At 73.3% G+C, this 14,867-nt stretch carries 13 protein-coding genes; 7 read left to right on the top strand and 6 right to left on the bottom strand.

Translation table 11 applies throughout. The features are described from left to right. Nucleotides 1-543 precede the first annotated feature (543 nt). Nucleotides 544-1,062: a winged helix-turn-helix domain-containing protein gene (locus AB0O21_RS37670; RefSeq protein WP_365179589.1), complete on the top strand. Its 519-nt coding sequence runs from the start codon at nucleotides 544-546 to the stop codon at nucleotides 1,060-1,062. Continuing rightward, nucleotides 1,059-2,330: an MFS transporter gene (locus AB0O21_RS37665; RefSeq protein WP_365179587.1), complete on the top strand. Its 1,272-nt coding sequence runs from the start codon at nucleotides 1,059-1,061 to the stop codon at nucleotides 2,328-2,330. The genes AB0O21_RS37670 and AB0O21_RS37665 overlap by 4 nt, the downstream gene beginning before the upstream one ends. 33 nt (nucleotides 2,331-2,363) lie before the next feature. Here AB0O21_RS37665 and AB0O21_RS37660 read toward each other — a convergent pair whose 3' ends face one another. The 4 genes from AB0O21_RS37660 to AB0O21_RS37645 form a co-directional block, all read right to left on the bottom strand. After that, entirely contained in the window at nucleotides 2,364-3,740 is a 1,377-nt protein-coding gene (locus AB0O21_RS37660) for an amidase (RefSeq protein WP_365179594.1), read from the bottom strand. A 98-nt stretch (nucleotides 3,741-3,838) separates the two neighbouring features. Next, a complete protein-coding gene (locus AB0O21_RS37655; RefSeq protein ID WP_365179584.1) occupies nucleotides 3,839-5,053 on the bottom strand; it encodes a serine hydrolase domain-containing protein in 1,215 nt (404 codons plus the stop codon). A gap of 108 nt (nucleotides 5,054-5,161) precedes the next feature. Beyond that, nucleotides 5,162-5,857, bottom strand: coding sequence for an alpha/beta hydrolase (locus AB0O21_RS37650; protein WP_365179582.1), 696 nt, complete (start codon nucleotides 5,855-5,857; stop codon nucleotides 5,162-5,164). Nucleotides 5,858-5,911: 54 nt separating this feature from the next. Further along, entirely contained in the window at nucleotides 5,912-7,165 is a 1,254-nt protein-coding gene (locus tag AB0O21_RS37645; RefSeq protein WP_365179579.1) for an MFS transporter, read from the bottom strand. Nucleotides 7,166-7,427: 262 nt separating this feature from the next. Between AB0O21_RS37645 and AB0O21_RS37640 the strand changes: the two genes are divergently transcribed. The 5 genes from AB0O21_RS37640 (at nucleotide 7,428) to AB0O21_RS37620 (ending at nucleotide 13,582) form a co-directional block, all read left to right on the top strand. Continuing rightward, nucleotides 7,428-8,489 (top strand): LacI family DNA-binding transcriptional regulator, encoded by a 1,062-nt coding sequence (locus AB0O21_RS37640; protein WP_365179576.1) that lies wholly within the window; start codon nucleotides 7,428-7,430, stop codon nucleotides 8,487-8,489. Between the two features lie 343 nt (nucleotides 8,490-8,832). Next, a complete protein-coding gene (locus tag AB0O21_RS37635; RefSeq protein WP_365179573.1) occupies nucleotides 8,833-10,032 on the top strand; it encodes a thiolase family protein in 1,200 nt (399 codons plus the stop codon). A 160-nt stretch (nucleotides 10,033-10,192) separates the two neighbouring features. Next, a complete protein-coding gene (locus AB0O21_RS37630) occupies nucleotides 10,193-11,632 on the top strand; it encodes an aldehyde dehydrogenase family protein (protein WP_365179570.1) in 1,440 nt (479 codons plus the stop codon). 73 nt (nucleotides 11,633-11,705) lie between these two features. Then, nucleotides 11,706-12,113, top strand: coding sequence for a thioredoxin domain-containing protein (locus tag AB0O21_RS37625; RefSeq protein ID WP_365179567.1), 408 nt, complete (start codon nucleotides 11,706-11,708; stop codon nucleotides 12,111-12,113). 41 nt (nucleotides 12,114-12,154) lie between these two features. Next, nucleotides 12,155-13,582, top strand: a complete 1,428-nt coding sequence (locus tag AB0O21_RS37620; protein ID WP_365179564.1) for an NAD(P)/FAD-dependent oxidoreductase — start codon at nucleotides 12,155-12,157, stop codon at nucleotides 13,580-13,582. On the opposite strand, the gene AB0O21_RS37615 is transcribed toward AB0O21_RS37620, so the two are convergent. Both AB0O21_RS37615 and AB0O21_RS37610 read right to left on the bottom strand, forming a co-directional pair. Continuing rightward, nucleotides 13,539-14,099, bottom strand: a complete 561-nt coding sequence (locus tag AB0O21_RS37615) for a hypothetical protein (protein ID WP_365179561.1) — start codon at nucleotides 14,097-14,099, stop codon at nucleotides 13,539-13,541. The two genes, AB0O21_RS37620 and AB0O21_RS37615, sit on opposite strands and share 44 nt — an antisense overlap. Further along, nucleotides 14,096-14,848 (bottom strand): SDR family oxidoreductase, encoded by a 753-nt coding sequence (locus tag AB0O21_RS37610; protein ID WP_365179558.1) that lies wholly within the window; start codon nucleotides 14,846-14,848, stop codon nucleotides 14,096-14,098. Before AB0O21_RS37610 ends, AB0O21_RS37615 begins: the two co-directional genes overlap by 4 nt. Nucleotides 14,849-14,867: the final 19 nt, after the last annotated feature.

Genomic DNA, 14,867 nt, shown 5'->3' with positions numbered 1-14,867 from the left:
GCGAGATCTACCGCCACCTACCGCACACGACCCCCACCACCACAAAGCACCCACAGACCACTTGACGATCTATAGGAGCTTCAGGCCGTCCCGCCCCGGAAAGACAAGAGACTGCCGGGAAACCCCCAAAAGAACAGGCCGGGCGGAAGGAGGCAGAAGCGGGTCAGTCAGGGATGTGCGGCCCCTCCCGGTAGGGGGCGCGCCTTGCCTCGGGCCCTCCCAGGCCGGTTCCGGGCTTGGGCAGGCGGCCAGCCACCCCCAAACCTCGACCACAAGGACCTCGGGGGATGTGAGGCGCGTCAGATCGCTACGCGCTCCTCGACGACGGCGTCTGACGACCGTCTTCGGTTGATGGGGATGCCTGCTCAGCGGCTCACCGCGCCAGGACCAGCCCGAAGTCGCGGCTCTCGGGCTGCCAGTCCTCGAAAGCGCCGACGTGCACCCTCGGGATGGTTCGCGGTGTTGCGGCGCAGCGCCTCCGCCATGCGCGGGTCGGGCGGAAACCTCTTGCGCAATGGTCAAGAAACGTTGACCATTGCTCGCATGCATACCGATGATCTTCCCGAGGCGTTCCACGTCACCACGGACGAGCAGCTGCGCGCCGTCTCCAACCTCACGCGCCACCGGATCATGGCCGTGCTCCGCTTCGAGCCCGCGACGATCACGCAGATCGCCGAGCGGGTGGGCCTCGCGAAGGGGAGTTCCAGCTATCACGTGCGGCTGCTGGAGCGGGCCGGCCTGGTGAAGGTGGTGCGGACGCGGAAGGTGCGCGGTGTCACCGAGCGGTACTACGCGATGGCCGCGCGGTCGATCGTGCTGCCGGATCCGGGCGAGGGAGGGCCGGATGTGCTGATGCGGCATGCGGTGGCGGACCTGGAGGCGTCGCCGGCGGATGGCGAGCGGCACGTACGGATGGCTCATCTGCGGCTCACCGAGGAGCAGTTCGCCGAGCTGGGGGCGCGGTTGCAGGCGCTGGCGGACGAGTACCGGGAGCTGTCCGATCCGTCGTTGCCGGACGCGTCGCTCGTCTTCGCGCTGTTCCACCCCGGAGGCGCCAAGTGACGTCAGACGTACGGAAGTTGCCGACTGGGTTCGGGCGGCTTTGGACCGCGCAGACGGTGTCCTCGCTCGGTGACGGGGTGGCGCATGCCGCGCTCCCGCTGATCGCGTTGACGTTGACGCGGGATCCGATGGCGCTCGCCGTCGTCGCGGCCGCCGGGACGCTGCCGTGGCTGATCTTCGGAGTGCTCGGCGGTGCGCTGGTGGACCGCTGGGACCGCCGGCGCACGATGTGGGTCATGGACATGGCGCGTGCGGTGCTGCTCGCGATACCGGCGGCAGCGGCCGCGCTCGACGTGCTGAGCATTCCGCTGCTCGCGGCCGTCGCCTTCCTGCTCGGCCTCGGCGGACTCTTCTTCGACACGGCCGCCACGGCCTACCTGCCGGATCTGCTCGGCCGCGACCCCGCACTCCTGGAGCGGGCCAACTCCCGCTTGCGCGGAGCCCAGACCGCCATGTCCGGTTTCGCGGGGCCGCCTGCGGGCAGTGCGCTGCTCGCGCTCGGGCGGGCGGTTCCGCTGCTCGCCGACGCGGTGTCGTTCATGGTCTCCGCTCTGCTCGTACGGTCGCTGCCCGCCATGCCCCGGCCCGTGCCGGAGGTTCGCGAGTCGCTCCTCCGGCAGGCGCGGGCGGGGGCCTCGTACGTGTTCCGGGACCGGTTGCTGCTCGGGCTCGCGCTCCGTCCGGCGGTCGGGAACATCGCCTTCCTCGCTGTGGAGACCGTCCTCGCCCTCTTCGCGCACGACCGCCTCGGCATCGACACCTTCGGCTTCGGCCTGCTCCTCACGGCGGAGGCCACCGGCGGGCTGCTCGGTGCGGGCATCGCCTCCCACCTCGGGCGACGACTCGGCACCGGCACGGCGCTGACCTGCACGGCCGGCGTCGAAGGGCTTGCCATCCTGGGCCTGGCCGCCGCCCCGAACCCGTACGTGGCCGGGCTGGCGCTCGCCGTCTGCGGGGCCGGCATGGGCGCCACGATGGTGCTCGCGCCCTCTCTGCGGCAGGCGATCGTCCCGGCCCACCTCATGGGCCGGGTCGCCTCCACCTCCCGCATGGTGGCCATGTGCGCCGCCCCCATCGGGGCCTTCCTCGGCGGCTGGCTGGCCACCACCTACGACATCCGCACCCCGGTCTACGCCGCCGGCGTGCTCCTGCTGGCGATGACGGCCGTCACGGCATCCATGACCAGCAACCGCCGGGTCGAAGCGGCGCTGCGTGCCGCCGCCCCGGCCAAGGAGCCGACCGAGAAGAGTGCGCTTGACGTGGTGTGACGCCTGCCGCGAAGGCGGGGGCGAGGACCGGGGTCAGGTCGACGACCCCGCTGCCGGCCAGTTCGTGCTCCAGGCCTCCGCCGCCTCCAGCTGCGCCGCGAGGCCCAGCAGCAGCGGCTCCGAGTCCGCGGGGCCCAGGAGTTGGGCTCCCAGGGGGAGTCCGGACGTGGTGAAGCCCGCCGGGACGTTCACCCCCGGCCAGCCGAGGACGTTCCAGGTCCAGGCGTACGGGCAGGCCGCGATCATCGAGCGGTCCGTGGCCAGGGAGCCGAGTCCCGCCAGGGCTCCGATGCGGAGCGGTGGGGTGGCCGTCGTCGGGGTGAGGACCACGTCGAAGCGGCCGAACACCTCGCCCACCCGCCACCGGAGCCCCGCTTCCGCCCGGCGGGAGATCCGCAGCGGCAGGCCGCCCAGGAGGCGGCCCGTACGGGCGGTCTCGTGGGTGCGGGGGTCCAGGAGGCCGGGGTCCGGGACGCGGGACACCCAGTCCCGTACGCCGCTGGTCGCGCGGGGCACGAACGTCAGCCCGATCGGGCCGTACCGGGGGTCCTCCGGAACCACCTCGTGGCCCAGCGACTCCAGCAGGCCGGCCAGCCGCTCCACGGCCGAACGGACCTCCGGATCCAGGGACTTGGGTGTTGCCGTGAAGGGCATCGCGAAGGAGAGGGCGATCCGGAGCCGGCGTGGCGTGCGGCGGGCCGCCTCGCCGGCCGAGATCCGGGCCGGGCGGTGCAGGTCGTCGGGGTGCGGCCCGCTCGCCGCGTCCAGCAGGAGCGCCGCGTCGGCCACGGTGCGGGCCAGCACCCCGTTCACCGTGAGGCCGTGGAAGGACTCGGGTTCCGGCCAGGTGGAGATGCGTCCGCGCTGCGGTTTCACGCCGATCAGGTGGGTCCAGGCCGCGGGGATGCGCACCGAGCCCGCTCCGTCCGATCCAAGCGCGGCCGGCACCAGCCCCGCCGCCACCGCGGCCGCCGAGCCGCCCGAGGAACCGCCCGGCGTGTGGTCGGGGTTCCACGGATTGCGCGTGGCGCCGAAGGCCTCGCTCTCGGTGAACGGCCATTGGCCCAGCTCTGCCGTGTGCGTCTTGCCGACGATGACCGCTCCCGCCGCGCGGAGCCTTCGTACGGCCTCGCTGTCGGCGGTCTTCGGCACGAACGCGCCCGCGCAGCCGAAGGCGGTCGACTCGCCGGCCACGTCCATGTCGTCCTTGACGGCGAGCGGTACCCCCAGCAGCGGCAGCCGTTCGCCGGCGGCGAGGCGCCGGTCCGCTGCCTCCGCCTCGGCCAGGGCGGCCTCGGTGCGGACCGTCCGGAAGGCGTTGAGCCGCGGCTGGGCGGCCTCGATGCGCCGCAGGGCCCGCTCGGTCAACTGGCGTGAGGAGAGCGCGCCTTCGGCGAGTGCGGCGGCCATCTCGACCAAGCCGGCCGTTCCGGTTGCTGCTGATGTCACTGCGACCCCTCCCCATTACCGATCGGTAGGTAGACAGTAAGGGGGAGCGGTCGTGCGCGTCAGCGCATCTTGAGCGGGTGTTCGGGGGCCAGGGCCTCGGAGATGCGTTCGGCGATGGGTTGCGCCGAGTTGCCCGCGGGGCTCTTGGGGCCCTGTGTCACGGTGACGGAGATCGCGAGCTTCTCCGCCGGCAGGTACGCCTGCACCGCCGCGTAGCCCGAGAACGAAGGGTTCGTCAGGATCCAGCCGTTGACGACGATCAGACCCAGGCCGAAGTGGTGGGCCTCCGTGTTGGTCAGCTGACAGACGGTGGCCGGGCAGGTGGCCGTCGCGTGGCCCAGGCCGATGGTGCCCGGATTCAGCTGCGTCTTGAAGGACTTCGGGGTCAGCAGCTCCCCGGTGCCGATGCCACGCGCGGACCGGTCGAGATCGCAGATGTTCTGTACGAGGACCGCGCCGGGGGCGGTGGTCCACGAAGGGTTCCAGAACGTGGACTCCTCGTAGGTGCCCCGCTCCGAGGTGAAGGAGTGCAGGACGGGCTCCGGGATCTGCGGCGTGTACTGGTTGGTGGTCTGGGTCAGCCCGAGCGGCTTCATCACGTTCTCCGTGAGCAGCCGGTCCAGCCGCAGGCCGCTGATCTTCTCCAGCGCTTCGCCCAGGATCGCGAAGTTGGCGTGCGAGTAGCTCCAGTTGGTCCCCGGCTTGTACAGGAGCGGCTTGTCCGTCGAGATCCCGATGATTTCGGCCGCTGTCCAGTGGCGGAACGGCTTTGCCTCGAGCTCGGCGAGGAAGGCGGGGTCCGTGACGTAGTCGTGCAGGCCGGAGGTGGAGCTGCCGAGCATCCGCAGGGTGATCTCCGAGCCGTGCGGCACGTCCGGCAGCCAGCGGGACACCGGGTCGTCGAGGGACGCCTTGCCCTGTTCGACGAGCTGGAGCAGCACGGCGCCCATGTAGACGATGGCCACCGAGCCCGTACGGAAGTGCATCGACGGCTCGGCCGGGACGCCGGTCATCGATTCCCCGAGCGCTGTGGTGAGCACTTCCTCGCCGCCGGAGGAGACCCGCAGGACCACCGAGTTCAGCCCGAACTCCCGCTGGGCCTGCTGGGCGATGGTGAGGACCTTGCGGGCGTCGCCCTGGGCGGTGCCGGGCGAGGTGACGCAGGCCCCCGGCGCCGCCGCGGCCGACGAGGCCGGGCCCGCGGTGGTCGCGGCCGGAAGGGCAGCGCCCATCAGGCCGGCGATGCAGAGCATGACCGTACGACTGCGCTTCACCCTCCCAGTGTGGACGGGCCCGGGGTACGGCGCACGCCGGTCGGGCGCCTGTGGGATCACAGGGTCCGGCCGGCGTGGCAGGGCCGTGGCGGGCTGTCCGGCGCGTCGCTAGATCCACCCCTCCAGCGAGGCCATGAATCCGTCGAAGTCGTCGCGGTGGATGGTGTGTCCGGCCCCGGCGACCGAACGCACCTCGAAGCCGCGGCTCTTGAGCACCGCCGCCCGCTCCTGCGAGATCAGGAAGCTCGGATCGGCGAGCTGCACGAGGGAGGGGACCGTGGGCGCCGCCGGCATCAAGTCGGCGCCGAGCAGCGGGCCGAGGCCCAGTGCGGTGGCCTCGTCCCAGACCGCGAGCGTCGCCAGCTCGACGTCCACGTCGGCCTCCTCCCAGCGCGGGTTCATCCCCTGGATCTGCTCCTTCGTGGCCGCCTTGAACTGCGCGAACAGCTCCGGGCCGAAGCCCTCGCCGGGACTGGCGAGGTGCCACGCCGGATCCGAGAACACCGCCCGCCGCGGCCCCAGCCGCTCCACGGCGAGCGACAGGGTCAGGCCGCCCAGCGAATGGCCGATGGCGAGCTCCGCGCCCACGGGAAGGGTCTCCACCAGGTCGTCCGCGTAGAGCTCCGGGGTGTAGTCGCCGCGGCCGCTGGCCCCGTGGCCCCGCTGGTCCACGGCGATGACGCGGTAGCCGCGGTCCGCCAGGGCGGGTCCCACCCGGCGCCACGTCCGGTGGTCGGCCATGATGCCGTGGATCAGGAGGGCGACGCGGTCGCCCTCGCCCCAGGTGTGGGTGTGCAGCTGCACGGTGGTGCCTTTCTGTACGGGTTGCGGTGCCGGGCTCGATGGGATCAGCGGAAGTCAGCGCACTCCACGGATCGGCTTCACCGCAAGGGCGCCCGCCACCGCGAGTACGGCGGCGACGACGAACAGCGCGGTGTAGCCGCCGCTGAGCGAGACGACCACCGAGGCGATGAAGGGGGCGATGATCTGCGGCCCGGCGTTGGCGATGTTGAGCACGCCCATGTCGCGGGCCGCGTCCTCGGCCTTGGGGAGGACCATCGTCACGAGCGCGGTGTCCACGGCCATGTAGCAGCCGAACGCCAGCCCGTTGACGACGGCGAAGGCCAGCATCGCCGTCCAACTGGTCGACAGGGCCGGGATGACGAGTGCGACGGCCGACAGGAGCGCGGAGGTGCCGACGAACAGCTTGCGGCGGTCGAACCGGTCGGAGAGGTAGCCGCCGAGGACCGTCGAGACGACCATCGCCACGCTGGTCAGCGGCATCAGCACCGCCACCGCGGCCTCCGGCTTCATCCCGTCCGGCAGCACGGTGTGGTCCTGGAGGATGTACAGCTGGTAGCCGCTGACCGCGAAGTAGCCGAGGACGAGCAGCGCCCGCCCGATGAAGGCCCACCGGAAGTCGTGGTCCTTCAACGCACCGCCGAAGGCGGCGAGTTGTGCCTTCACGGGCATCGGAGTGCGGGCCGGCAGCCGCTCCTCACGGGTGCAGGCGGTGAAGAGGACCGCCGAGCCCGCGACGAGCGCGCCGAAGACGAGGTACCCGGTGCGGTAGTCCTCGGAGTAGGCGGCGCCGAGCAGCGCGCCGATGGTGGAGCCGAAGGGCAGGCCGAGGCCGACGGCCGCGGAGGCCTTGCCGCGGGCGGACATGGGCACGCGGTCGGGGACCACGGAGGTGATGGCGGCCTGGTAGACGTTCATGACGGCCTGGCCGAGGCACCAGGTGATCGTGATCAGCAGGATCGTGTCGGCGAGGCCGAGCAGGAACATCGCCGGCACCGCGGCGAGTCCGCCGCCGAAGATCCAGGGGTTGCGGCGTCCGCTGCGGTCGGAGAGGGCGCCGGCGACCGGGTTGAACACCGTGGCGAAGATCGCCGATACCCCCGCGATCAGGCCGAAGTTCGAGACCTTGTTCGCCGGGTCGATGTCCTCGACCTGGAGCGCGAGCAGGACGCCGGCGACACCGATGTACAGGGCGTACATGGCGGTGTTGCCGACGAGGAGCAGGGGGAGCAGTCCGCGTCCGGGGCGGCTGGACGTGGTGGTGGCGTCGGCGTCGGCGGTGGTGCCGGCGTCGCGGGAGGAAAGGGCCACGGTGCCCTCCTGGGCGGGTGAGGGTGCGGAAGGGGTGCGGTGGGGTGAGGGGGTGCGGGGTGCGCGCCGCCCTGTCGCGACGGCGGGGTGCGAAGGAACGCGACAGGGCGGCGGCACGGGTGACACGACGGGACATCGCTGTCAGGCGAGATGTGACGTCGTGGGTTACACGTGTCAGTGACTCGTGTAAGCACTGTGTACCATTCGTTTCAGGCCATCCGCTAGCCCCTGGGCGCAACAGGTCTGGAAAGATGCCACGGCAATGTCTGAGTCATCGAAGTCGCCGAAGTCGCCGTCGCCCGTACCCACCAGCGCCGACGTGGCCCGGCTCGCCGGGGTGTCGCGCGCGACGGTCTCGTACGTCCTGAACAACGCGGAGGCCGTACGCATCAGCGAGCCGACCCGCCGCAAGGTGCGGGAGGCCGCCGAGGAGCTGGGCTACGTCCCGCACGCGGCCGCGCGCAGCCTGCGGGCCGGGCGCACGCGGATGGTGCTGCTGCCCACCTCGCACGTGCCGATCGGTCCGCTGTACAGCACCTTCCTCAACGAACTCCAGTGGGCGCTGCGCCGCCTCGACTACACCGTGGTCCAGTACGGGAGCCTCGGCCTCGACGGGGACGAGGCCGCTCGCGCGTGGGCGGAGCTGCGTCCGGTGGCGGTGATCTCGCCCGGCCAGGTCGCGCTGACCGCGCACGGGGTCGCCACGCTGAAGCGGGCCGGGGCCCGCGCGGTCATCACGATGGGGCCGGACCGGGTGCCGGGGGCGCACGCGCTGGTCCTGAACCACGAGGAGGTCGGGGCCCGGGCCGCGGCCCATCTGATCGAGCGGGGGCGGCGGCGGATCGGCGTGGTCCTTCCGCAGGAGGACGGTATGGAGCTGTTCTCCGTGCCCCGGCTGGCGGGTGCGCGCGCGGCCGCGGCCGCGGGCGTGGGGGCGGGCGTGGTGGTGGAGGCCCTTCCGATGGCCTTCACCGAGGAATCGGCGGGTGCGCTCGCGGCGCGGTGGCGGGGGCTCGGGCTGGACGCGGTGTACGCGTACAACGACGAGTACGCGATGCTGCTGATGCGGGCCCTCCAGGACGAGGGGCTGCGGGTTCCCGAGGACGTGGCCGTCATCGGGGCCGACGACCTGCTCCTCGGGCGGCTGCTGCGGCCCCGGCTGAGCACGGTGCGGATCGAGATGCCGACGGGTGGGCATCTGGCGGCGCTGGTGGACCGGGCCGTGCGGGAGGCGCCGGGGGCGCCAGGGGCGCCGGAGGTGCCGGAGGCGATCGAGCGGTACGACCTGATGGGGGCGGTGGCGGTGGGCCGTGAGTCCACCTGACGGTGGTTGCGCCGGGCGCTGGGCGCGGCCTCGGGTGGTGTGCGGGTGCGGGTGCGGGTGCGGGTGCGGGCGCGGGTGCGGGTGCGGGTCGTGTGCTGGGGCGCTGCCCCAGACCCCGCGCCTCAAACGCCGGCGGGGCTGGATCGCGCCCCGCGCCTCGAACGCCGGCGGGGCTGGGGTCGCGCTGGGCGGGGCTCGGATCGTGCTCTGGGCCGTTGACAGGGGGTGATGTGCGGACGGAGACTTCGGGCGCGCCCCACCGGGTGCAGCCGGCGCTGCGTTCCGGTGCCCACACCGGCGCCGAGGCGCCGCCGGCCGTACGGATCCGCCCAGGAGAGACCCCATGAGCATCCGCACCGTCCGCGACGTGTACGTCGTCGACGCCGTCCGCACCCCGATCGGCAAGTTCGGCGGGGCCCTCGCCGGGGTCCGGCCGGACGACCTGGCCGCGCACGTGGTGCGCGCGCTGGTGGACCGTACGCCCGAACTCGACCCGGCGCGGATCGACGACGTCGTCTTCGGCGACGCGAACGGCGCGGGCGAGGACAACCGAGACGTGGCCCGCATGGCGGTGCTGCTGGCCGGGCTGCCCGTGAGCGTCCCCGGGGTCACCGTCAACCGGCTGTGCGGCTCGGGACTGGAGGCGGTCATCCAGGCGGCCCGCGCCATCGCCGTCGGCGACGCCTCCGTCGCCATCGCGGGCGGCGTCGAGTCGATGAGCCGCGCCCCCTGGGTGGTGCAGAAGCCCGAACGGGCCTTCCCCGCCGGGCACCAGCAGATGTGGTCCACCACCCTCGGCTGGCGGATGACCAACCCCCGCATGCCCGAGGAGTGGACCGGCTCGCTCGGTGAGGGCGCCGAACTCATCGCCGACAAGCACGGCATCACCCGCGAGGCGCAGGACGCCTTCGCCCTGGAGAGCCACCGCAAGGCCGCCGCCGCGTGGGCCGCCGGGCAGTACGGGGCCGAGGTCGTCCCGTACGCGGGCGTGGACCTCGTACGGGACGAGTGCATCCGCGAGGGTTCCACGCCGGAGGCGCTGGCCCGGCTGAAGCCCGCCTTCCGGACGGACGGCACCGGCTCGGTCACCGCCGCCAACTCCTCCCCGCTCAACGACGGCGCCGCGGCCCTGCTGCTGACCGACGAGGCGGGGCTCGCGGCCACCGGCCGGGAACCCCTTGCGCGGATCAGCGCCTCCGCCGTCACCGGCATCGAGCCCCAGCTGTTCGGCCTGGGCCCGGTGGAGGCCGTCCAGCGGGCCCTCGGCAAGGCCGGACGCGGCTTCGCCGACCTCACCGCCTTCGAGCTCAACGAGGCCTTCGCCGCACAGGCGTTGGGCTGCCTCGCGGCCTGGCCGGAGCTGGACCCGGCCGTGGTCAACCCCCGCGGCGGAGCCATCGCCATCGGGCACCCGCTCGGTGCCTCCGGTGCCCGGCTGGCCGGGTCGGTCGCGCACCAGCTGGCGGCGGCCGGCTCCGGTACCGGGATGGCGGCGCTGTGCATCGGCGTCGGGCAGGGGATCGCTCTCGTCCTGGAGCGCTGAGTCGTCCGGCCGACGCGGGTGGCGATCATTTCCGGTCATCAGGAAATGTCAACTGCCCAATAACTGAACAGATGTGGAGCCTCCGGTCTGGCACGATGGCGCGTGCTGCCGCCCCCCGCGCCCCGCCGCACCCGCCGATCCATACCGGAGGCCCCGCGCCATGCCGCTCCTCGACCCGACGCTCTGGCAGGACGGACCCACCCTCACCGGCGGCCCCGCCCCGGTCGTCGAACCCGCCACCGGGCGTACCCTCGCCACCCTCGACCTCGCCGCTCCCGCCGACGTCGCGGAGGCCGCCGTACGGGCCCAGGCGGCTCAGCACGACTGGGCGCGGGCCACGCACCTGGAGCGGGCGGCCGTGCTGCGCCGCGCCGGGGACCTGTTCGCGGCGCACGCCGACGAGCTGAGCGAATGGCTGGTCCGGGAGTCCGGGTCGATACCCGGCAAGGCCGCCTTCGAACTGCACGTCGCCGCGCAGGAGTGCTACGAGGCGGCCGCGCTGGCCTCCCGCCCGACCGGGCAGGTGCTGCCCAGCGAGGCGCCCCGCCTCTCGTTCACCCGCCGGGTCCCGGCCGGGGTGGTCGGGGTGGTGGCCCCGTTCAACGCGCCGCTGATCCTGGCGATCCGCTCGGTCGCGCCGGCGCTGGCCCTCGGCAACGCGGTGCTGCTCAAGCCGGACCGGCGCACCGCCGTGTGCGGCGGCCTCGCCCTCGCCGCCGTGTTCACGGCCGCCGGACTTCCGGCCGGGCTGCTGCACGTCCTGCCCGGCGGAGCGGAGACGGGCGCCGCGGTGGTCGCCGACCCGCGCGTCAGGGTGGTCTCCTTCACCGGATCCACCGCGGCCGGCCGGACCGTCGGTGAACTGGCGGGCCGTCATCTCAAGCGCGCGCACCTGGAGTTGGGAGGGAACTCGGCCCTCGTCGTGCTGCGGGACGCCGATGTCGAGGCCGCCGTCGCCCAGGCCTCCTGGGGTTCCTTCTTCCACCAGGGGCAGATCTGCATGACGGCCGGGCGGCACCTCGTACACGCCTCCCTCTACGACGAGTACGTGGAGCGGCTCGCCGCGCGCGCCGAGGCGCTGGCCGTGGGGGACCCGTACCGCGAGCAGGTGCACCTGGGCCCGCTGATCGACCGCGTCCAGGTGGAGCGCGTACACGCCCTGGTGGAGTCGAGCACCGAGTCCGGGGCCAAGCTCGTCGCGGGCGGCACGTACACCGACCTCTTCTACCGGCCCACCGTCCTGGCGGGCGTCGGCGACGACACCCCCGCCTACACGGAGGAGGTCTTCGGCCCGGTCGCGCCCGTACGGTCCTTCGCGACGGAGGAGGAAGCGGTGGCCCTGGCCTCGGCGGGCCCGTACGGCCTCTCGCTGGGCATCGTGACCCGGGACGCGGCGCGCGGGCTGGACCTCGCCGAGCGGATCCCGACGGGGATCGCGCACGTCAACGACCAGACGGTCAACGACGAGGCGGTCGCCCCCTTCGGCGGCGTGGGCGCCTCCGGAACCGGTGCGCGCTTCGGCGGCGAGGCCAATCTGGACGCCTTCACGGAACTGCGCTGGACCACGGTCCGGTCCACCCCGGCAGGCCACCCCTTCTAGCGCTGTGGCCGGAATGCCGACGGCCGGTTGTTCGTTCCATGGGCAGACGAATCAACAGGAAGGTCCGGACACCGTGGCTACAGTCGAGCTCACCAAGGAAAACTTCGACCAGACGATCAGCGAGAACCCGTTCGTGCTGATCGACTTCTGGGCGGGCTGGTGCCGGCCGTGCCTGCAGTTCGCCCCGGTCTACGAGAAGGCCTCCGAGGCCCACCCGGACCTGGTCTTCGCCAAGGTGGACACCGAGGCGCAGCAGGAGCTGGCGGGCGCCTTCGAGATCACCTCGATCCCGACGCTGATGATCGTCCGGGACCAGGTGGCCATCTTCGCCCAGCCCGGCGCCCTGCCCGAGGCGGCGCTGACCGACCTCATCGGCCAGGCCCGGGCGCTCGACATGGACGAGGTGCGCGCGAAGATCGCCGCCTCGCAGCAGGGCGCGGGCGGCCCCGGCGGCGAGGAACGCGGCACGCCGGAAGCCTGATTGACGGCCGTGGCCGCCGGCCGGCGGTGACACTGGTCCGTATGACCGAAGCGGTGGAGTACGACGTCGTGGTGCTCGGCGGGGGACCGGCCGGCGAGAACATCGCCGACCGGACCCGGGCCGCCGGGCTGAGCACGGCCCTGGTGGAGAGCGAGCTCATCGGCGGCGAGTGCTCCTACTGGGCCTGCGTGCCCAGCAAGGCCCTGCTGCGCCCGGTGCTGGCCCGGGCCGACGCGCTCAAGGTGCCGGGGCTCGAAGGCTCCGCCGAGTGGCCCCTGGACACGGAGGCGGTGTTCGCGCACCGCGACTACTGGACGGGCCACTGGAAGGACGAGGGCCAGGTCGACTGGCTCGACTCCATCGGCGCCCACGTCTACCGGGGCCACGGCCGGCTCTACGGGGTCCGCAAGGTCGCCGTCACCAGCCCCGAGGGCGAGCACCACGTGCTGGCAGCCCGGCACGCGGTGGTCGTCGCCACCGGCACCCGAGCCGTGATCCCCGACCTGCCGGGTATCGCCGGGGCCCGCCCGTGGACCAGCCGCGAGGCGACCTCAGCGCGACAGGCGCCCCGGCGCCTGCTGATCGTGGGCGGTTCCGTGGTGGCCGCCGAGATGGCCACCGCCTGGCAGTCCCTCGGCTCGCAGGTCACCGTGCTCGTACGGGGCCCGCGGCTGCTGCCGCGCATGGAGCCCTTCGCCGGTGAGCTGGTGGCCGAGGCGCTGCGCGAGTCCGGCGCGGAGGTGCGTACCGGCGTGACCGTGGAGGCGGTCGTACGGGACGGCTCCACCGGCCCCGTCACGGTGGTGCTGGAGGGCGGCGAGACCCTGGAGGGCGACGAGCTGCTGATGGCGACCGGCCGCAGGCCGCGGACCGAGGACATCGGGCTCGACACGGTGGGCCTGCCCGCCGGGGAGTGGATCGCGGTCGACGACACGTGCCGGGTGCCGGGACACGACTGGCTGTACGCGGTCGGCGACGTCAACCACCGCGCGCTCCTCACCCACCAGGGCAAGTACCAGGCCCGGATCACGGGCGCCGCCATCGCCGCCCGGGCGGCCGGCACCCCGCTGGACACCGAGCCGTGGGGCGCGCACACGGCGACCGCCGATGCGCGGGCCCTCCCGCAGGCGGTGTTCACCGACCCGGAAGCGGCGGCCGTCGGCCTCACCCTCGCCGAGGCCGAGAGGGCGGGCCACCGGGTGCGGGCCGTCGACTACGACCTGGCCAAGGTCTCCGGGGCCGGCCTGTACGCCGACGGCTACCGAGGCCGGGCCAGGATGATCGTCGACCTCGACCGCGAGGTGCTCCTCGGCGCCACGTTCGTCGGCCCGGGCGCCGCCGAGCTGCTGCACGCGGCCACGATCGCGGTGGCGGGCGAGGTCCCGATCGCCAGGCTGTGGCACGCGGTCCCGGCGTTCCCGACCATCAGCGAGATCTGGCTGCGCCTGCTGGAGGCGTACCGGGGGTAGCGAGCAGCGCGCCGAGGGCCGCGCGGGCCTCGGCCAGGCGGCGGCGCCACCGGTCGCTGCGCAGCGCGGCGAGGTCCCACTCGATCACCGGCTCGGTGCCGCTCGCGCAGAAGCCGTAGATCCCCGCGGCCACCTCGTCGGTGAGGAGGTGGTCGTAGTGGAGCGAGCCCTCGAAGCCGGCCCAGGCGACGGCCCGGCCGTCCTCGCACAGCCGGCCGAGGGTCGCCCGGGTGTATGCGCGCAGGTCGAGCGAGGTGTCGTCGAAGTCGAGGTCGTAGGAGATCATGCCGAACGGGGCGATGGCCTCCGGCTGCTCCATCAGCACGAACGGCAGCATGTCGTCGGGGACGAGCCCGGCCAGGTGGAACGCCTCTTTCGGCAGCGGGGTGTTGCCCGCCCCGATGACGAACACGTTGACCGAGGCCGGGCCGCGCCAGCAGAGGGTCTCGTGGATGTCGCCTTCCGGCATCCGCTCGCTCTCCGTTCCCCACGGCCCGCCACCGGGTCCGCGGCTCATGTGCGCAGGTAGGAGGCCCCGTTGACGTCGAGGATCGTGCCCGAGCTCCAGACGGCCTCGGGGGAGGCCAGGTAGAGGACGGCCGACGCGATCTCCTCGGGGGTCGCGACCCTTCCGAAGGGGCTCTGCGCGCGGATCTGTTCGCCCTCCGGGCCGCTCAGCCGGCCGGAGACCCGTTCGGTTTCGACGAAACCCGGTGCCACGGAGGCGACCGCGATGCCGTGGGGGGCGAGGGAGACCGCCAGGGACTGGCCGAGGGCGTGCAGGGCCGCCTTCGTGGCGCCGTACGCCGGGTGGTCGGGCTCGCCCCGGAACGCGCCGCGCGAGCCGACGTTGACGATGCGGCCCTCCCGCCCCGCGTCGATCATGCGGCGCGCGACGCAGTAGCCGAGGTTCGCGGCGCCGAAGAGGTTCACCGCGGCGGTGCGCTGCCAGGCCTCCTGCCAGTCCGCGTACGAGGTGGTGGGCAGCGGGTGCGCGATCATCACCGCCGCGTTGTTCACGAGGACGTCCACCCCGCCCAGCGCCTCGTCGGCCGCTCCCGCCAGGGCCTCGACCTGCGCCGGATCACCGAGGTCGGCGCCGAGGAGCAGGTGTCCGTCGCCTGCGAGGGCGGCCAGGGTCTCCTCCGCGTCGGACTGCCGGGTCGAGCAGTGCACCGCGACCCGGTCGCCCCGGAGCGCGAACGCGGCGGCGACGGCGCGCCCGATGCCCCGGGAAGCCCCGGTGACCAATACGCCCCGGCTCATCCGTCCTCCTCCGCGTTGC

Source organism: Streptomyces sp. NPDC091371, from assembly GCF_040684275.1.
GTDB lineage: Bacteria > Actinomycetota > Actinomycetes > Streptomycetales > Streptomycetaceae > Streptomyces.
Note: the sequence above shows the minus strand (reverse complement) of the source record. Positions and strands in the feature narration are given on the sequence as shown.